Origin of the sequence: Streptomyces sp. SAJ15, assembly GCF_007595705.1 — a bacterium.
GTDB lineage: Bacteria > Actinomycetota > Actinomycetes > Streptomycetales > Streptomycetaceae > Streptomyces.
In genome coordinates this window covers 699,655-717,148 of record NZ_NISY01000002.1, presented here as the reverse complement: position 1 = coordinate 717,148, position 17,494 = coordinate 699,655, and the positions used below count along the sequence as shown (strand labels likewise).

Here is a 17,494-nt window from a genome sequence, read left to right as displayed (position 1 = left end):
GCCTCCAGACGTCGGCGTCAGACCTGGACGCGGTCCTCGACGGCCTTGACGATCTCGGCGATGGCCTCGTCGATCGGCACGCCGTTCTTCTGCGAGCCGTCGCGGTAGCGGAAGGACACGGCGTTGTTCGACACGTCCTCGTCACCGGCGATGACCATGAACGGCACCTTGGCCTTCTGCGCGTTCCGGATCTTCTTCTGCATCCGGTCCGAGGAGGCGTCGACATCCACCCGCAGCCCCTTGGCCTTCGCCTTCGCGGCGAACTCCTGGAGGTAGGGGACGTGGGCGTCACCGATCGGGATGCCGACCGCCTGCACCGGGGCCAGCCAGGCCGGGAAGGCGCCCGCGTAGTGCTCCAGCAGCACCGCGAAGAACCGCTCGATGGAGCCGAACAGCGCGCGGTGGATCATGACCGGGCGCTGCCGGGAGCCGTCGGCCGCGGTGTACTCGAGGTCGAAGCGCTCCGGGAGGTTGAAGTCGACCTGGATGGTGGACATCTGCCAGGTCCGGCCGATGGCGTCGCGCGCCTGGACGGAGATCTTCGGCCCGTAGAAGGCCGCGCCCGCCGGGTCCATGATCAGCTTCAGGCCCTGCTTCTCGGCCGCCGTCCGCAGGACGTCGGTGGCCTCCTCCCACGCCTCGTCCGACCCGATGAACTTGTTCGGGTCCTTGGTCGACAGCTCCAGGTAGAAGTCGGTCAGACCGTAGTCGCGCAGCAGGTTCAGCACGAAGGTCAGCAGCGAGTCGAGCTCGTCCGCCATCTGCTCGCGAGTGCAGTAGATGTGCGCGTCGTCCTGGGTGAAGCCCCGGGCGCGGGTGAGGCCGTGCACCACGCCGGACTTCTCGTACCGGTACACGGTCCCGAACTCGAACAGGCGCAGCGGCAGCTCACGGTAGGAGCGCCCGCGCGCGTCGAAGATCAGGTTGTGCATCGGGCAGTTCATGGGCTTGAGGTAGTAGTCCGTGCCCTCGTCCAGCTGCATGGGCGGGTACATGCCGTCGGCGTACCAGTCCAGGTGGCCGGACTTCTCGAACAGCGCGCCCTTGGTCGCGTGCGGGGTGTAGACGAACTCGTAGCCCGACTCCTCGTGCCGCCTGCGCGAGTAGTCCTCCATGGCCCGGCGGATGATGCCGCCCTTGGGGTGGAAGACGGCGAGGCCGGAGCCGATCTCCTCCGGGATGGAGAACAGGTCGAGCTCACTGCCGAGCCGCCGGTGGTCGCGCTTCTCGGCCTCGGCGAGGAAGTCCAGGTGCGCCTTCAGCTCGTCCTTGGACGGCCAGGCGGTGCCGTAGATGCGCTGCAGCATCGGGTTCTTCTCGCTGCCGCGCCAGTACGCCGCGGCGCTGCGCATCAGCTTGAAGGCCGGGATCATCCGGGTGGACGGCAGGTGCGGACCGCGGCACAGGTCCTTCCAGCACAGCTCGCCCGTCTTGGCGTCCAGGTTGTCGTAGATGGTCAGCTCGCCGGCGCCCACCTCGGCGGAGGCGCCCTCGGCGGCCTCGGCGGCCGAGCCCTTGAGCCCGATCAGCTCCAGCTTGTACGGCTCACCGGCCAGCTCCTCGCGGGCGGCCTCGTCGGTCACCGCGCGGCGCGAGAACCGCTGGCCGCGCTTCTGGATCTCCTGCATCTTCTTCTCGATGCGCTTGAGATCGTCCGGCTGGAACGGGTCCTGGACGTCGAAGTCGTAGTAGAAGCCGTCCTTGATCGGCGGGCCGATGCCGAGCTTGGCCTCCGGGAACAGCTCCTGCACGGCCTGCGCCATCACGTGCGCGGCCGAGTGGCGCAGGATGTCCAGGCCGTCCTTGCTGCCGATCTCGACCGGCTCCACCTCGTCGCCGTCGGCCAGCTCGTACGCCAGGTCCTTGAGCTCGCCGCCCACGCGGGCCGCGACGATGGTGCGGTCGGCGGCGAAGAGGTCCGCCGCCGTGGTGCCCGTGGTCACCACGCGCTCTTCCCGCTCGGAATCGCGTTGGATGATCACACGGACGTCCGACACCGGTCTCTCCTGACTTGTGGCTGCGTGTCGCAGCAAACGCTGCGCAGCGTGAATCGTACCGATCCCGGGGCCATGACCGCTAAACGGTTCGCGCTCCTCGCGCGGGGCGGCGGTTTCAGTGCGGCCGTCCCCCGGCCGCGCGGCCTCACGGAGCGAAGCCCTCGGCGTCCCCGCACGCCTCCTCGAAGAAGTCGAGGTTCTCCTGGAGCGACTTCAGCAGGCGGTCCCGCTCGGCCTCGTCGACCTGGACCGGGGCCACCCCGCTCGCGCCCGTCAGCCGCCGGAAGCCTCCCCGGCTCTCCAGCCGGCCGCTGACCCGGATGGGCAGCCCGACCAGGTGGGCGTGGCCGGCGATGCGGTAGTCGTCCGCTCCCAGGGCGACGCGCAGCCGCGCGACGTCGGCGCCGGCGAGCACCCGCAGCCGCACGGTGCCGGGCCCGTCGGGGGCGTCGCGGCGCAGCCGGAGCACCACGCCGGTGACGCGCACGGGCACGGAGGACTCTCCCCGGAGGTAGCGGGCGCCGGCCTCGCGCAGCCCCGGCAGGTCGCCGGGTGAGAACTCCACCGGCTCCGGTCGGGCCGCGAAGCCCTCGGGCGGGCCGGCCGCCGGCGACCACTCGACGGCGATGCGTGCGCCTTCCGCGCCCCGGACGAGCGTGACGAGGGCCTCGGTGAGCTCGCGACTCACCCCGGCCGCGACGGCCGCTTCGAAGGCCTCCGTCCCACCGGTGGCGCGCTGGTAGTCGGTGGCGTCGCGGGCGGCGTACAGGGCGCGGAGCAGAGCGGCGGTGGTGGTGCGGCCGTCGGCGACGGGGACGAAGGCGGTGAGCTCGCGGCCGCCGGGTCCGACCGGGCCGACCAGGACGCGCGCCAGCCAGTCCGCGGCCTCGCGGCGGTGCCGGGCGCCGTGGTAGCCCACCCGGTCGTGCGTGGCCAGCGCCCCGGCGAGCAGCGTCGCCCGGGCGCCGGCGCGCAGTTGCTCCTGCGCGGCCCAGGCGCCGACGGAGCCCGGGAGCCGGCCGGACTCGGGGGCCTCGCGCCACCAGCGGATCTCGTCGCTGGGCACGGCGAGGCCGGTGAGCACCTCGCGGGCGGAGGGGGCGGCGCTGCGGCTGAGCGCGGTGAGCGCCTCGGCGAGCAGGTCGCCGCTGTCGGGGAACTCCCGGCTCTCGGGCACCAGCAGACTGGTGCCGGCGCCGAGCGGGCCGGGCGGCGTCCAGCGAGCGTAGCGCCCCGGCGCGCCACCGCGGCGGCGCCAGCCGTGCCGGGCGAGCAGGGCGCCGAGGACGGCCGGATCGGTGTGGTCGGGGTGCGGGGTGGGCACGGGTTCGTCGGTCGGCCGGTGCGTTCGGTGCATCAGGGTCTCCCTCCCGCCCCGACCCGGGTCATGATCTCGCAGAGCGCGCGGTCGTCGAAGATCCGCGAGGTCGGGATCCGCACGGTGGTCCGGCGGGCGCCCCGCACCGGGTGGCCGGCCAGATTGGTCCAGTAGCAGCAGTGCCGCAGCGCGAGCCGGTCGTGCTCGGCCCGGACCCAGTCCTCCCGGGCGCGGGGCACGATCATCACCACGAGGATCTTGTGCACCGAGACCGGGCTGCGGGCCAGCTTGGCCAGGTGGTCGTTGTCGAGGGTGAAGCCGAAGGTGGGCCCCGTCGGGTGCGGGGCGAGCTGGTAGGTGGCCTTCAGCTGCACCTTGATGGTCACCTCGTCGTCCACGGTGTGACCGCGGGCGCTGTGGCTGAGGTGCCAGTCGATGCCGTGGTCGGGGAAGGGCTGCGCCAGCGAGCAGCCGGCGGCCGCCGCTACCGCGTGCAGATAGCCCACCTGGAGGGTCTCCATGCAGGCGGTGGTGGCGAGTGAGCCGCGCACCGGGATCCTCCGCTCGGGCGACCGGCGGTGCGTCGGCGTGGCCGGGTCGGGATGCGCGAGCGCCATGTCCCCAACGCCTTCCGGGCTTTGCCGTTCGATCACCGGCGACCGCCGGCGCGTACACCTGTGTTGTCTCCGCGCCCCGGGGTCGGCAAACGACGGCGTTCGGTGACCAAAGTCCTCGGGTATCACCAGGTCGGGCGGGGTCACAGGTGCCATCTGGCAAGCAGTTAAGAGGAGTTGGGGCCATGCCGCGCTGGTTCGAGGGGCCGCTGGCCGCCTTCGACACGGAGACCACGGGTGTGGATGTCGAGCGGGATCGGATCGTGTCGGCGGCGCTGGTCGTACAGCGCACGGCCGGTGGCGTGCCGGAGGTGCGGCGCTGGCTGGTGAGTCCGGGCGTTCCGGTGCCGCCGGAGGCGACCGCGATACACGGACTGACCGAAGAGCACCTCCAGCGCCACGGCCGGTGGCCGGCGCCGGTGATGGAGGAGGTGGCGCGGGCGCTGGCGCAGCAGTCCGCGCGGGCCACACCGCTGGTGGTGATGAACGCGCCGTTCGACCTGACGTTGTTGGACCGCGAGCTGAAGCGGCACCGCAACGCCTCGTTGGCCGGCTATCTGTCGATACATCCGCTGTGCGTGCTGGACCCGTACGTGCTGGACAAGCATCTGGACCGGTACCGCAAGGGCCGCCGCACGCTGACCGATCTGTGCGCGCACTACGGGGTGGAGCTGACGGGGGCTCACGACGCCGCCGCCGACGCCACCGCGGCCCTGGATGTCGTACGGGCCATAGGCCGCCGCTTCGCCGGGCAGTTGGAGCCGCTCAGCGTCGCCGAGCTGCACACCCGCCAGGCGGTCTGGTACGCGGCGCAGGCGCGTGGGCTGCAGGCGTGGTTCGCGCGCAACGGCTCCGAGACGACCTGCGATCCGGCCTGGCCGCTGCGTCCGGACCTGCCCGCCGTGGCATAGGGCGTGCGCACGACGACACGCCCCGCGGCGACACGACCGCGCCGTGAACACGGCGGCATGGCCCCGGTGGCCCGCGACGGCACGCACCCGGCGACGACCGTGACACGGTCAGCCGGCCGGTGAGGGCGAGGGCGACCGGCCGAGGCGTGGTCGTCGGCGAGATGGCCGATGTCGACCGCCAGGGCGCCTCAACGACGAAGACCGGGCCGCCTGTTGGCGGCCCGGTCTGATCGGGGTGGGCGATACTGGGTTCGAACCAGTGACCTCTTCGGTGTGAACGAAGCGCTCTCCCACTGAGCTAATCGCCCCGGTGTCCGTTGGGGTTTCCCCCGGCGGAACGTCCTGAACAATACAGGTCGCCGGGGGTTTCGTTCAAACCGCGTACGGACCGCGCCCCCGCGCGGGGCCTCGATCCGCCCCGGCGGCCGCCAGACGGGCCCGCAGTCCACGCCGCCCGGCCCGCATCATCAGGGCGTGGTTGGCCCGGAAGAAGGGCCGGCCGGGGACCGACAGCCGACGCAGCAGCGCCTTGCGCACCACCACGTCCTGGTCGAAGACGGCCAGGCTGCCGACGCCCCGGTCCCGCACCGTCCAGCGCGCCCAGCCCTCCAGGTCGCCATGGAGGGCGATCCACAGCACCCGCGCCTCGGGGTCCTCATGAGCGCCGTCGAGGGTCACCGTCAGGTCGTACGGGATCAGGGAGCGGACACGGAGGGTGCCGCGGTCCGCGCCGGTGCGGTTCGCCTCACGCACCTGCGGCCACCACAGCGGGTACCCCTCGGGGGCCGCGAGCTCCGCGTAGACCTCGTCCGGCGGGGCGTCGAGGTCCCAGCGACTGTGGAAGCGGTAGCGACTCCAGTCCATGACGCCATTGTGACGGCCATCAGGGCCATCCCCGAGGAGCGCGCGGACAGGGGCGCCGGCCATGGGCGACATACGGCGGAGAACGCCAGAGGGCCCGGAGGTGGATACCTCCGGGCCCTCGGTCCGGGTGGGCGATACTGGGTTCGAACCAGTGACCTCTTCGGTGTGAACGAAGCGCTCTCCCACTGAGCTAATCGCCCGGGCGCAGGCCCAACATTAGCGCATGTCAGGCCCTGCTTTTGACCACCGTCAGGCGGTGGCCGTCACTCCTCGATCTTCCACGGCATCACGAGGCCGAACTTCACCACGTAGACCGCCATCGCCGCCGCGCAGATCACCAGCGCGATGGTGGTCAGGATGATGTTCCGCTTGCGCACCCTGGGGTCCAGGGCGCGCTGCGCCGCCTCGGTGACCTTGCGCTTCGTCCAGCGCAGCACGAGCTGCGCCCAGACGAACTCGGTCGCCCAGATCGCCATGCCGCCGAAGATCACCACCCAGCCGGGGCCGGGCAGCGGCAGCATGATGATGCCCACGATCACCACCGCGAGGCCCACGATGAAGACGCCGACCTGCCAGCTCACGTGCAGGCTCCGGTGTCGCTTGATGAACTGCGGCGCCCTGGAGCCCAGGGCGGGCTCTCCCGTCGCGCCGTCCCCCGTGGCGGCCCCGGCCGCCGCGGCGGCGACCTCCTGCCGCTCGTCACTCTCCGCGTTCATAGGGCCAATTTACCGGATCGCACGATGTCGCCGGGATGGCGGTACCGCTGAGCCGAAAACTCCGCCGCCCGAGCTATCAGAACACCCACAAAACGGTCAGAGGGGTTTACAACGGCACCGTAGGTGGCATGTCGATTTCGCCGACGTGCGAATCCCCGAGCGCACACTGAGCGAAAGGCCCTGGCGCTTATGAACACCACGGTCAGCTGCGAGCTGCACCTGCGCCTCGTTGTGTCGAGCGAGTCCTCACTGCCTGTACCCGCGGGCCTGCGGTATGACACGGCCGACCCCTACGCCGTGCACGCCACCTTCCATACCGGAGCCGAAGAGACGGTCGAATGGGTGTTCGCCCGCGACCTGCTCGCGGAGGGCCTGCACCGGCCCACCGGCACCGGCGACGTCCGCGTGTGGCCGTCCCGCAGCCACGGCCAGGGCGTCGTCTGCATCGCCCTGAGCTCCCCGGAAGGCGAGGCCCTGCTCGAAGCCCCGGCGCGGGCCCTGGAATCGTTCCTCAAGCGAACGGACGCCGCCGTGCCACCCGGCACCGAGCACCGACACTTCGACCTCGATACCGAGCTCTCCCACATCCTGGCCGAGAGCTGAGGCCGAGGAGCGAGGAGAGCCGAGCGCAGCCGTCCGACTCGGGGAGACGGCGCGAACACCGCGGTCGCGGTCGAACAACCGAACATCAGCACAGGTGGCGAGGGTGCCGCCGCCGCGGAGACCCGCGGCGGCGGCACCTCGGCGTGCCGAGCCGCTAGAGTCGGCAGGATCGAAGGGATGTCCCAGGGAGCCAACCGTGCTGATCAATCACGACACCCGGTGCGCGCTCGACGCGGTCGTCGCCCTGGTGAACACCACGCCGGAAGGCACCGACCAGGACGAGCTCACCGACGTAGCCGCCCTGCGCCGCTTCGTCGAGGAGCAGTCGATCAGCGACGTGCGAAACCTCACGGAGCGTGACCTGGCGGCGGTCCGCGAGGTCCGCGCCCGCTTCACCGAGGTCTTCGCCGCCGAGGACACCAAGGCCACCGCCGCGCTGCTCAACACCATGGTGGCCGGCGCCGGCACCACCCCCCAGCTCACCGACCACGACGGCTACGACTGGCACGTCCACTACTTCGCGCCCGGCGCGTCGGTCGCCGACCACCTCGCCGCGGACGGCGGCATGGCTCTGGCCTTCCTGGTGGTGGCCGGCGAGCGGGAGCGGCTGCGGCGCTGCGAGGCCCCGGACTGCGGGCGGGCCTTCGTCGACCTGTCCCGCAACCGCTCCCGCCGCTACTGCGACAGCCGCACCTGCGGGAACCGGCTCCATGTCGCGGCCTACCGGGCGCGCCGCCGCGAGGCCGCGGACTGATCGGCCCGGGCGAGCCCCCTGCCTCCGGGCCCCTCGGGCGTTGGACCTCGGGCGTTGGGCCGCGTACGTGATCGTCGTCACCAGCGGTAGAGGTCGTGGACGGCGGTGAGCAGCAGCAGCATGCCGATGACTCCGAGGAAGAGCATCAGCGGGGGCTGCGAGAGGGCGAACAGACAGCCGCGCGACTCTTCGGCCGCGGCCGGCGGAGCGGGCTTCGCCGGCGCGGCCGGCGGCGTCGGTGCCGACGGCTCGGACGCCCCGGGCAGCCGCGCGGCCGGTACGGAGGGCGCGGACGGCCACGCGGGCGGCTCGGCCTGGTGCGGCACGGGCGGGTGCGGCAGGGGCGAGGGGGCCTGCCGCCGTGGGGCCGTCGGACACGGGACCTGGCGACGGTGGGCCGAGGGGCACTGGGCGGACCGACAGGGGACCCGCGGTCGTTCGACGAGGGGAGGTCGCTCCCCGGGTGATTGCTGCATCTCGCGGAGATGATGACGCACCGTGCCGAGGCACGCGACCAACTCACGCTTTTTGACAGCTAGTTCACCAAGATCGTCAGATACCGTGTTTCTTGAGGATCGCTTCGATCTCCGAGAAGTCGTCGCCGGCGGCCGCCTTCTTGGACCCACCCTGTCCGGCGGTCCTGCCCGGCCTCCCGCGCGCGGCCGGGCGACCGGCCCCGGCGGGCAGCTCGCCGGCTCCCGCGCCGGACACGGCCCCGTGCTCCTCGGCGGCGCCCACCGCGCGGCGGTCGGCGGCCCGGGTCAGCGCGAACAGCAGCCAGGAGAGCCCCAGCACCCCGAAGCCCAACCAGACGCTGGGCTTGAAGACCAGATCGGCGACCCAGTCGATGATCCCGGTCATGACCAGGCCCAGGGGGATCAGCGCGTACGCGGCGATCCGGGCCGCGGCCCGGAAGCGTCTGCGGTACGCCGTCAGCCCGGCGATGCCCAGTCCGGCCGCGGACAGGGCGGAGCAGACGGTCTCGGTCAGCATCGGTTCCTCCCGCCGGTGGGTGCTGTCCTTCCATCGTGCACCTCGCGGCGGGGTACGGACCATCGTCTGGGCGCCGGCTCAGGGAGATCTCCGGGCCCGCCTCGTCCCCGGGTCCGAGTGCGAGGAGTACGCCGCGGGCTGGGAGACTGGCCCCATGAGCGACACCGAACCGTCCCGCCCCGCCGGCCCCGTCGTCCTCGACGTGTGGTGCGAGCTCCAGTGCCCCGACTGCCGCGGCGCGCTGAGCGACCTGCACGCCCTGCGCGAGCGCTACGCGGACCGCCTGGAGATCCGGCTGCGTCACTTCCCGCTGGAGCGGCACAAGCACGCCCACGCGGCCGCGCAGGCCGCGGAGGAGGCGGCGGAGCAGGGCCAGGGCTGGCCGTACGTGGAGGCGGTGCTGGCCCGCGCGGAGCAGCTCGGCGAGCGCGGCGAGTCGCTGCTGGTCGAGGTGGCGCGGGAACTGGGCCTGGACGCCGAGGAGATGGACACCGCGCTGATCGACGGCCGGCACATCCTGATCGTCGACGCGGACCACGCCGAGGGCAAGGCGATCGGCGTCACCGGCACCCCGACGTACGTGATCGGCGGGGAGCGGCTGGACGGCGGCAAGAGCCAGGAGGGCCTGCGCGAGCGCATCGAGGAGATCGCGGACCGGCTGCTGGCCGACCAGGGCTGACCGCCGACCGCGGGCCCGACCACCACACGGCGCCGGGCCCCCGGCTCGGTCCCGGAACGGTGGCAGGTTCACAGGCCGGTCTCGTACGGGGTCCGGAGTCCCGCCCGCACAGGGCGTGCCCGCGACCCGGGTCGCTCCGCCGCAGCGGCGCCGGCATCGGGCCCCCGCCGTCGCTAGAGCAGCTCCTTGGCGAGGTGGTAGCGGGTGGGGCGGTAGCCGAGGGACTCGTAGAGCCGCAGCGCGGGCGCGTTGCCCGCGACGACGTGCAGCCCCAGGGTGCGCGCCCCGACCGCCAGGCTCTCCCGCTCCGCCAGGAGCATCAGGGTGCGGCCGTGGCCGTGGCGGCGGTGCCGCTCGTCCACGTCGACGGTGAGGACATACGCGTCCACGCCGTCCTCCCAATCGCCGCCGAAGGCCACCCAGAGCGTGCCGACATCGATGCCGTGGTGGGCGAGGATCCGCAGCGCGACGTCCTCCCCCGCGGGCCCGTCGGGGAGCTTGGCCGCGTGGTCGGCGTCCGTCACGGCGCGGGCCCGCTCCTCCGGCACCCCGCGCTCCACCAGGCCGCGGACGTGGTGCGCGCGCTCGCGCGGGAGCCACTTCGCGTAGTCGGCCGCCGTCATGGCGCGCGGCTCGCAGCCCGGCGGCAGGGTGGGCGCCACCCGCGGCAGCTCCTTGACCATCTGACGACCGCGCTCCCCGTAGCCGAGCGCGCCCGCGAGCCCCAGGGCGGTCGTGGCGGCGGCCGGAATGGTGGTCTCGACGCGCCGGCACCCCCAGCCGCGCAGCACCTCCTCGGCGGCCAGTGCGGCGACCGTGCCCCGGCCGCGGTGCCGGTCGCGCTCGTCGATCTCCAGGCGTTCCATCCGGCCGACGGTCGGCCCGAAGCGCGCGGAGGTGGCCAGCTCGATCCGGCCGACCGGCCGACTGTTGACGCACACCTCGTACGGGCGGGCACGCCCGCCGTCGTCGGTACGCCGCTCGGGCGCGGAGGGCCGCAGAGTGGTGGTCATCTTCGTGTTCTACCTGCCGGGCGGCCGGCCGTCACCAGCTTCGGGGAAGCCCGCCGCACCGACCACTCCGCACGACACCGCCCGTATGCGCGCGACCACGCGGAGGGACGACCGAGGGCGGTGCGGCGAAGGAGCCCGCGCTACGCCGGGTCGGGCTCGACCGCCGAACGCTCCGCGAAGATCCGCATGGCCTTGGCGGCGACCGGCCCCGGTACTTCCGGATCCGACAGCAGCGTTCGCTCGTCCAGCCTCGCCACCGCCTGGACGTCCCGCAGGCTGGAGGTCAGAAAGACCTCCTCCGCCCGGCTCAGCACGTCGAACGGCAGGTCGGCCTCCTGGGCGCCCACCCAGTCGACCACCAGGGCCCGGGTGATGCCCGCGAGGCAGCCCGCGGCGACCGGGGGCGTGTAGAGCTCGCCGTCGAGCACCACGAAGACGTTCGAGCCGGTGCCCTCGCAGAGCCGGCCGACGGTGTTGGCGAACAGCGCCTCACTGGCGCCGTGTTGGTGGGCCCGCGCGAGGGCGATCACGTTCTCGGCGTAGGAGGTCGTCTTCAGTCCCGCCAGCGCGGAGCGCTCGTTCCGCGTCCAGGGCACGGTGATCGCGGCGGTGGTGTCCGCGCGGGGCGCGGAGACGCCGAGGGCGACCGCCAGGGTCGGGCCCGTGGTGCCGCGCTCGGAGCCGAGGGGGGAGACGCCGCCGGTGTAGGTGATCCGGAGCCGGCCGCGTTCCATCGGGTTGGCCGCGAGCACCCGGGCGCAGGCGTGCCGCACCTCGTCGAGGTCCGGCTCGGGCAGTCCGAGCCCCCGCGCGGAGCGGGCGAGCCGCTCCAGGTGGCGGGTGACGGCGAAGGCCCGGCCGCGCTCGGCCTTGAGCGTCTCGAAGACCCCGTCACCGACCGTCAGGCCGTGGTCGAAGACCGACACCCGCGCGGTGTCCGCCGCGCGCAGCGCGCCGTCCAACCAGATCGTTCCCGTCACCGTGCGGCCCCTTCCGTCGGCTGATGTGCCCCCGACGCTACCGCGAGCAGCCGGGACGCCTTCAGCTCGGTTTCCCGCCACTCCCGCTCGGGGTCCGAGCCCCAGGTGATGCCGGCGCCGGTGCCGAAGCGCAGCACCGGCCCGCCGGGGAGGTCCTCGGGCGTCCGGTCGATCCAGAAGGTGCGGATGCCGACCGCGAGCTCACCGCTGCCGCTGTCGGCGTCCACCCAGCCGATCCCGCCGCAGTACGGGCCGCGGGGCGCGGTCTCCAGCTCCCGGATGATCCGCAGTGCGCTCGACTTGGGCGCGCCGGTCACCGAGCCCGGCGGAAACGTTCCGGCGAAGAGCTCCGCCCAACCCGCCCCCTCGGCCAGCTGCCCGCGGACCGTGGAGACCAGGTGGACCAGGCCGGGGTGGGGTTCCACGGCGCACAGCGCCGGCACGGTCACCGAACCGGTGGCGCAGACCCGCCCCAGGTCGTTGCGGACCAGGTCCACGATCATCACGTTCTCGGCGTGGTCCTTCTCCAACAGATCCGCGGCGGTGCGCCCGGTGCCCTTGATCGGCCCGGACTCCACCGTCCGGCCGGTGCGCCGCAGATACAGCTCGGGCGAGGCCGTGGCGACCTCCACGCCGTGCCGGGGCAGCCGGACGGTCCCCGCGTACGGGGCCGGGTTGCCGCGCGCCAGCACGGCCGTGAGCGCGTCCACGTCGGCCCGCGCGGGGTCGGGCAGCGGTGCGGACAGCACTCGGCACAGATTGGCCTGGTAGACGTCACCGGCCGCGATGTACGCGCGGATGCGGCGCACGCCCTCCTCGTAGGCGGCCCGGTCCAGGGAGGAGGTCCAGTCGGCGGGGGCCGGGCCGCGCCAGGCCCCGGGCACCGGCTCGGGCACCGGTTCACTGCGCACATCGCCGAACCGGGCGCACATGAGCCCGCCCTCGAAGTCCGCGACCACGGCCCAGAAGCCCCTGGAGTCCAGGGCCGCGGGGTCGCTGGTCACATCGCGCAGATCGGTTGCGACGAGGCCGCCGAAGCGGGCCAGAGGGGGGAGGTCGTACACGTCAGCGAGTCTATGGCGGGGCGCCCAAGGGTGCCTCGGGCAGGTGAATCGGAGGTGTCCGGGAGGGCAGCGGCTCAGCACGCTGGGGAAACGGAATTTGAGCTGGCCCAGGAATCCGCTAGAGTTCAACACGTCGCCGGGACGCGGAAGCGCCCCGGAGAAACGACACCTGCGGACGTGGCTCAGTTGGTAGAGCATCACCTTGCCAAGGTGAGGGTCGCGAGTTCGAATCTCGTCGTCCGCTCGGAGTGGGGGATTCCCGTCCCCCGCGACTGGTGGAGTGGCCGAGAGGCGAGGCAACGGCCTGCAAAGCCGTCTACACGGGTTCAAATCCCGTCTCCACCTCCAAGGACGATTAGCTCAGCGGGAGAGCGCTTCCCTGACACGGAAGAGGTCACTGGTTCAATCCCAGTATCGTCCACTCGGATCCGCGAGGATCCGCCCGCGCGATTAGCTCAGCGGGAGAGCGCTTCCCTGACACGGAAGAGGTCACTGGTTCAATCCCAGTATCGCGCACGCAGTGCCCGCACGTAGGTGGTTGATTCGTGCGGTTCCCGAGGACGATTAGCTCAGCGGGAGAGCGCTTCCCTGACACGGAAGAGGTCACTGGTTCAATCCCAGTATCGTCCACACCGATAAGGCCGAGGGCCGGAGCTTCCGCTCCGGCCCTCGGTCGTTTCCCCGTTCAGGACGAGAAGAGCATGCGGCCGAAGGTGCGGTGCCGGTGGCCGTGGTGCCCGTGGTGGCCGTGGTGCGGCGCGCCCCACGCGGGAGCGGCCGGGTACGCCTGCGGGGCCGGCGGGGGCGGCGGCGGGGCGGCCTGCGTCCACTGCGCCTCAAGCTGGGTCAGCGACTCCAGCTCGCCGTAGTCCAGGAAGATCCCCCGGCAGCCACTGCACTGCTCGATCTGGACGCCGCTGCGGTTGTACGTATGCATCGGCGCATGGCACTTGGGACACTGCATGTCCGCTCAACTCCTCATGCTTCGGACAAATCACGCGATCGGAACTCCTGTCCGGCCGCGCTGAGTTCACCCTACGGCCTCGGCGAGGGCGCTCATACGTGTGCACGCCTCCACCAGGGCCTCCTCCACCCCGTCCAACGGCCGGTCCGCCGCCATGGCCTTGAGCAGCGCCGTGGCCGCGGTCTGCACGGTCAGCGCGCGAGCGGGCGCGTCCAGTTCCGCCCACGGGTCGCCCTCGGACGGGACCGCCCGGCCGCCCGCCGCGCGGTACGCGCCGAGGAAGCGCGCCCAGTCCGCCGGGTCCAGCAGCCCGGTCGCGTACCAGGCGGCCGGCCGGGCCAGGTCCCACGCCGGCTCCCCCAGCCCCATGTCGTCCACGTCGATCAGCAGCCACGCCCCCTCCGGGCCGGGATGCCGCACCAGCTGCCCCAAATGCAGGTCCCCGTGGCACAGCACGTCCGCCCGGGGCGAGGGCGCCTCCCCGCGCGCCCAGGCGGGCAGCGTGCCCCAGGCCCGCAGCACGGACGCGGCGGCCGCGCGGTGCGCGGGCACGTGGTGGGTGGGCGCGCGGTGGGCGACCTCCCCCGTACCGAAGATCACGTCGACGGTGCGGGAGGGCGCGGGCTCCTCCGCGGGGCGGAGGCGGCTCGGGGTCGCGTCCCCGGCCCCCAGGCCGGCCGCGGCGTCAGCGGGCGGCTCGGCGGGCTGGGCGCCGCCCGCCTCGCCACGCTCGCGGAGCGCCGCACGGAGCCGGTCCACGGCGCGGGCGGCCTTGGCGGGGCCGCGCATCGCCGGGATCGCCGGGGTCGCCGGGCGGTGACCGGCCGCGGTCACGGGCGAGAGCGCGGCCGTCCTTGCCACCGGGAGCGCGTGCGGGCTCGTCACGGGTATCGCGTGCAGTCGCGCCAACAGCGTTCCCGCGGCCTCCCAGGGCGCGTCCTCGGGGTGGTCCGGCGCCACCGGCGCGCCGTACGGCCACAGCGACACCGGTCGACCACCGGGCAGCGTGCCGACCTCGGCCGTCAGGGGCGGCAGCAGGATGCCCGCGAGGCGGGCGTCGGCGGCGAGCCGCACCCGCGCGGCGAGCGCCTCCGCCTCTCGCGGGCTTTCCACAGCGGCGTGCGCCTTGGCGACGACGTCCCCGAGGCGTACGACGGTGGCGTCGTCCCGGTCCGCCAACACGGTCGCCTCGCCAGCGTGGCCATGCCCACCCGCGGCGCCCATCCGACGAGCGGCCTCCGCCAGCCGGCCCACCAGCTCCGACCCTCTGTCCGCCACTTCCCCAGTCCCCCGGCTCCCGTGTCTCGCACATCACGAACGCGCCCCAGCGCGGCGCACCCGCCTCTGCGCCATGCCACGTCACGCCGGCGCGCCCGGATCCTACCTACCGGCCCCGACGGCTCCTCGCGAACCAGGGCGCCCCCACACCGGGGCGCACCGCATACGTCACTCGCCTCACGAAAGGGCCGGACGTCGCAACGGGCCTCACGTCGCAACGGGCCTCACATCGCCACGGGTCTCACGCACGCCGGGCCGTCCGGGGCGCGAACCACTCGGGGCCCGGAAACGCATGATGGCCGGGCGGCTCCCCAGCCGCCCGGCCATGCGTGCCGTCCGCCGCACCCCCGTCCCCACGGGGTCATGGCCGGAAGTCCCCGGCCCGGGCCGCTCTCCCGGGCCCGGGGCGCGATCAGCGCCCCAGTATTCCGGCCACGGACGACGCCTGTGTGACGACGGCTTCCCAGCCGCCGAACACGACAGCGAGGAGGGTGGCCAGCGGCAGCACCATGGCGGCCGCGACCAGGGGATGGCGGGTGCCGGACTCCCGGCCGTCGAGCGCGCTGAGGATCCGGCGCTTACGCGTCTGGATCACCGTGCGCGTCGCGGTGTCCGCCATCGTCCCTCCTTCTGTCACATCTGTCGCGGCGAGCGTCTGACCTCGGGGGACGAGTGCTGCCGCCCGCCGCTTGACCTCAACAGTAGGCGCGTGCGGCGGGCCTGGCGTCATGCCTTCGTACCGCTTGGCGGGCCTACGGGAGGATGAGGTGAGCCCGCTTGGCCTACTCCCCTGGGTGGAGATGCCGGGTCAGGTCCCCGGGTCTTCCCCGAGGGGACGCCCCGGGGCGTCCCCGCCGCCGCCCGCCGCGCCTCCGCTTCGCCCCCCGGCGGCGCCGGCCGCACGGCCCTCCCGCTCGCTCTCCTCGGTCCGCGGCACGGGGTGCTCGACGAGCGCCAGCACCCGGTTGGCCATGAAGCGCGCGGTGCGCACGACGCCGCCGCTGCGGGTGACTTCGCTCACTTCCACCACGCCCCGTCGCACAGCTGTCTCGACCCGCCGGCCCGCCCTGTCCGCGACCACCTCATATGTCCGCGTCGTGTCTCCGGCGTCCACGACTATCTCCACACGATCACCCTTCATGGCGTCAATCCCCCTTCGCAGACGGCCGCTTGAGATCTCGCGTCACGGACCGGAGCTCGACGTCCGCCTCTCCGACCGCTTCTTCGAGGATCCCACGCACCACCGACAATCCATCGGCCGACGCATGCGCGGCCTCGCAGCGCGACGGGCCGTCAATCCGTAAGCTGGGGCACATCAGACGGACGGCAGCGGAGTGGGGCCTCCCCACCGGAGGTAGGGGACGGACAACATGGCGATGATGCGGCTCCGACGCGAGGACCCGCGTGTCGTCGGCTCGTTCCGGCTCCACCGGCGGCTCGGCGCGGGCGGGATGGGCGTGGTCTACCTCGGCTCCGACCGCCGCGGGCAGCGCGTCGCGCTGAAGGTGATCCGACCGGATCTCGCCGAGGACCAGGAGTTCCGTTCGCGGTTCGCCCGCGAGGTGTCGGCCGCGCGGCGGATCCGCGGCGGCTGTACGGCCCGGCTGGTGGCGGCCGATCTCGAGGCGGACCGCCCGTGGTTCGCCACCCAGTACGTCCCCGGCCCCTCCCTGCACGACAAGGTCAACGAGGACGGGCCGCTGCCCGCGGCGGAGGTCGCGGCGGTCGGCTCGGCGCTGGCCGAGGGGCTGTTGGCGGTGCACGACGCGGGCGTGGTGCACCGCGACCTCAAGCCGTCGAACATCCTGCTGTCCCCCAAGGGCCCGCGGATCATCGACTTCGGCATCGCCTGGGCGACCGGCGCCAGCACCCTCACCCACGTCGGCACGGCGGTCGGATCCCCCGGCTTCCTCGCCCCCGAGCAGGTGCGCGGCGCGGCGGTCACCCCCGCCACGGACGTCTTCTCGCTGGGCGCCACGCTCGCCTACGCCTGCACCGCGGACTCGCCCTTCGGGCACGGGAGTTCCGAGGTGATGCTGTACCGGGTGGTGCACGAGGAGCCGCAGCTGCACGGCGTGCCCGACGCGCTGGCCCCGCTGATCCACGCGTGTCTGGCCAAGGACCCGGACGAGCGGCCGAGCACGCTCCAGCTGTCGCTGCGGTTGAAGGAGATCGCGGCCCGCGAGGCGCACGGGCACGGGCTGTCGGATCCGCGGCCGCCGGGCCCCCGCTCCCCGTCGGAGCGGCCGACCGGGCAGCGCGCCGACGAGTACGCGCGTCAGCGCACCGAGCGCGGCGCGGAGGGCCCGTCGCCCACCCGGCCGCACCACGGTTCACGGGCCGCCGCGCAACGACCCTCGTCCCAGCGGCCGTCCTCCCCGCGCACCGGCGGCCGTTCCGGTCCCGAGCGCGGCGGCGCCGGCACCCCGGCGCGGGCCGGCAAACGCGCGCCGGGCCGTAGCGGCTCCACGCGACCCCCCGCGCGCACCGTCCGCACCGGCTCCGGCGCGCGCCGGCCGGCCGGCCCCGACCGCCGGTTGCTGCGCCAGCGACTGGTGGTGTTCGTCGTGGTGACGCTGTTGGCGGCGCTGGGCATCGCGGCGGCGCAGGGCTGCGAGGGCCCGACCCGGGGGCTCGGTGGACTGACGCACCAGGCACCCGCGGCGCCCGACGCCCCGTACGGCGTCGCCTCCCCGCGGCCCCTGCCGGACGACTCCGCCGCCGACCCGGTGTGACGGCGGCGGAG

General features: G+C 73.4%; 19 protein-coding genes and 7 tRNA genes. 10 read left to right on the top strand and 16 right to left on the bottom strand.

The window, feature by feature from the left end; translation table 11 throughout:
* Positions 1-17: 17 nt before the first annotated feature.
* The 3 genes from thrS to CD790_RS08540 form a co-directional block, all read right to left on the bottom strand.
* Positions 18-1,997, bottom strand: coding sequence for a threonine--tRNA ligase (gene thrS, locus CD790_RS08550; RefSeq protein ID WP_144382424.1), 1,980 nt, complete (start codon positions 1,995-1,997; stop codon positions 18-20).
* 145 nt (positions 1,998-2,142) lie between these two features.
* Positions 2,143-3,354, bottom strand: coding sequence for a hypothetical protein (locus CD790_RS08545; RefSeq protein ID WP_144382423.1), 1,212 nt, complete (start codon positions 3,352-3,354; stop codon positions 2,143-2,145).
* Complete coding sequence (locus CD790_RS08540; protein WP_144382422.1) at positions 3,354-3,932, bottom strand: DUF4365 domain-containing protein; 579 nt, start codon at positions 3,930-3,932, stop codon at positions 3,354-3,356. Before CD790_RS08540 ends, CD790_RS08545 begins: the two co-directional genes overlap by 1 nt.
* 182 nt (positions 3,933-4,114) lie before the next feature.
* On the opposite strand from CD790_RS08540, the gene CD790_RS08535 reads away from it, so the two are divergent.
* Entirely contained in the window at positions 4,115-4,840 is a 726-nt protein-coding gene (locus CD790_RS08535) for a 3'-5' exonuclease (protein ID WP_144382421.1), read from the top strand.
* Between the two features lie 236 nt (positions 4,841-5,076).
* Here the strand turns inward: CD790_RS08535 and CD790_RS08530 are convergent.
* The 4 genes from CD790_RS08530 to CD790_RS08515 form a co-directional block, all read right to left on the bottom strand.
* A tRNA-Val gene (locus CD790_RS08530) sits at positions 5,077-5,148 on the bottom strand.
* Between the two features lie 64 nt (positions 5,149-5,212).
* On the bottom strand, positions 5,213-5,704 hold the full coding sequence (locus tag CD790_RS08525) for an SRPBCC family protein (RefSeq protein ID WP_144382420.1): 492 nt from the start codon (positions 5,702-5,704) through the stop codon (positions 5,213-5,215).
* A 128-nt stretch (positions 5,705-5,832) separates the two neighbouring features.
* A tRNA-Val gene (locus tag CD790_RS08520) sits at positions 5,833-5,904 on the bottom strand.
* Between the two features lie 63 nt (positions 5,905-5,967).
* Positions 5,968-6,420: a TIGR02611 family protein gene (locus CD790_RS08515; protein WP_144382419.1), complete on the bottom strand. Its 453-nt coding sequence runs from the start codon at positions 6,418-6,420 to the stop codon at positions 5,968-5,970.
* 189 nt (positions 6,421-6,609) lie between these two features.
* On the opposite strand from CD790_RS08515, the gene CD790_RS08510 reads away from it, so the two are divergent.
* Both CD790_RS08510 and CD790_RS08505 read left to right on the top strand, forming a co-directional pair.
* Positions 6,610-7,023, top strand: a complete 414-nt coding sequence (locus CD790_RS08510) for an SsgA family sporulation/cell division regulator (RefSeq protein ID WP_003959770.1) — start codon at positions 6,610-6,612, stop codon at positions 7,021-7,023.
* Between the two features lie 196 nt (positions 7,024-7,219).
* Positions 7,220-7,777, top strand: a complete 558-nt coding sequence (locus CD790_RS08505) for a CGNR zinc finger domain-containing protein (protein ID WP_144382418.1) — start codon at positions 7,220-7,222, stop codon at positions 7,775-7,777.
* A gap of 77 nt (positions 7,778-7,854) precedes the next feature.
* Here the strand turns inward: CD790_RS08505 and CD790_RS08500 are convergent, their stop codons facing one another.
* Both CD790_RS08500 and CD790_RS08495 read right to left on the bottom strand, forming a co-directional pair.
* On the bottom strand, positions 7,855-8,103 hold the full coding sequence (locus CD790_RS08500; RefSeq protein ID WP_144382417.1) for a hypothetical protein: 249 nt from the start codon (positions 8,101-8,103) through the stop codon (positions 7,855-7,857).
* Positions 8,104-8,329: 226 nt separating this feature from the next.
* Entirely contained in the window at positions 8,330-8,770 is a 441-nt protein-coding gene (locus tag CD790_RS08495) for a dihydrodipicolinate synthase family protein (protein ID WP_144382416.1), read from the bottom strand.
* Between the two features lie 154 nt (positions 8,771-8,924).
* Here CD790_RS08495 and CD790_RS08490 point away from each other — a divergent pair, with 154 nt between their 5' ends.
* Entirely contained in the window at positions 8,925-9,449 is a 525-nt protein-coding gene (locus tag CD790_RS08490; protein ID WP_144382415.1) for a DsbA family protein, read from the top strand.
* Positions 9,450-9,622: 173 nt separating this feature from the next.
* On the opposite strand, the gene CD790_RS08485 is transcribed toward CD790_RS08490, so the two are convergent.
* The 3 genes from CD790_RS08485 to CD790_RS08475 form a co-directional block, all read right to left on the bottom strand.
* Positions 9,623-10,462 carry an N-acetyltransferase gene (locus tag CD790_RS08485; RefSeq protein WP_144382414.1) on the bottom strand — a complete coding sequence of 280 codons (840 nt, stop codon included), beginning with the start codon at positions 10,460-10,462 and terminating at the stop codon, positions 9,623-9,625.
* A gap of 140 nt (positions 10,463-10,602) precedes the next feature.
* Positions 10,603-11,442 carry an aminotransferase class IV gene (locus tag CD790_RS08480; RefSeq protein ID WP_144382413.1) on the bottom strand — a complete coding sequence of 280 codons (840 nt, stop codon included), beginning with the start codon at positions 11,440-11,442 and terminating at the stop codon, positions 10,603-10,605.
* Positions 11,439-12,506 carry a chorismate-binding protein gene (locus CD790_RS08475; RefSeq protein ID WP_186318927.1) on the bottom strand — a complete coding sequence of 356 codons (1,068 nt, stop codon included), beginning with the start codon at positions 12,504-12,506 and terminating at the stop codon, positions 11,439-11,441. Before CD790_RS08475 ends, CD790_RS08480 begins: the two co-directional genes overlap by 4 nt.
* Positions 12,507-12,677: 171 nt before the next feature.
* On the opposite strand from CD790_RS08475, the gene CD790_RS08470 reads away from it, so the two are divergent.
* From CD790_RS08470 to CD790_RS08450, 5 genes are all read left to right on the top strand, one after another.
* Positions 12,678-12,750: transfer RNA gene (locus CD790_RS08470), tRNA-Gly, on the top strand.
* Positions 12,751-12,780: 30 nt separating this feature from the next.
* Positions 12,781-12,854, top strand: a tRNA-Cys gene (locus CD790_RS08465).
* A 1-nt stretch (position 12,855) separates the two neighbouring features.
* A tRNA-Val gene (locus tag CD790_RS08460) sits at positions 12,856-12,927 on the top strand.
* A 23-nt stretch (positions 12,928-12,950) separates the two neighbouring features.
* Positions 12,951-13,022: transfer RNA gene (locus CD790_RS08455), tRNA-Val, on the top strand.
* Positions 13,023-13,064: 42 nt separating this feature from the next.
* Positions 13,065-13,136 (top strand) — tRNA-Val (locus CD790_RS08450).
* A 55-nt stretch (positions 13,137-13,191) separates the two neighbouring features.
* Here CD790_RS08450 and CD790_RS08445 read toward each other — a convergent pair.
* From CD790_RS08445 to CD790_RS08430, 4 genes are all read right to left on the bottom strand, one after another.
* Positions 13,192-13,470 carry a zf-TFIIB domain-containing protein gene (locus CD790_RS08445; protein WP_144382411.1) on the bottom strand — a complete coding sequence of 93 codons (279 nt, stop codon included), beginning with the start codon at positions 13,468-13,470 and terminating at the stop codon, positions 13,192-13,194.
* Between the two features lie 66 nt (positions 13,471-13,536).
* Positions 13,537-14,748, bottom strand: a complete 1,212-nt coding sequence (locus CD790_RS08440; RefSeq protein ID WP_260867414.1) for a phosphotransferase family protein — start codon at positions 14,746-14,748, stop codon at positions 13,537-13,539.
* 412 nt (positions 14,749-15,160) lie between these two features.
* A complete protein-coding gene (locus tag CD790_RS08435) occupies positions 15,161-15,367 on the bottom strand; it encodes a hypothetical protein (protein ID WP_144382410.1) in 207 nt (68 codons plus the stop codon).
* A gap of 189 nt (positions 15,368-15,556) precedes the next feature.
* Positions 15,557-15,889 (bottom strand): hypothetical protein, encoded by a 333-nt coding sequence (locus CD790_RS08430; RefSeq protein WP_144382409.1) that lies wholly within the window; start codon positions 15,887-15,889, stop codon positions 15,557-15,559.
* Positions 15,890-16,118: 229 nt separating this feature from the next.
* Between CD790_RS08430 and CD790_RS08425 the strand changes: the two genes are divergently transcribed.
* Positions 16,119-17,483 (top strand): serine/threonine-protein kinase, encoded by a 1,365-nt coding sequence (locus CD790_RS08425; RefSeq protein ID WP_144382408.1) that lies wholly within the window; start codon positions 16,119-16,121, stop codon positions 17,481-17,483.
* Positions 17,484-17,494 lie beyond the last annotated feature (11 nt).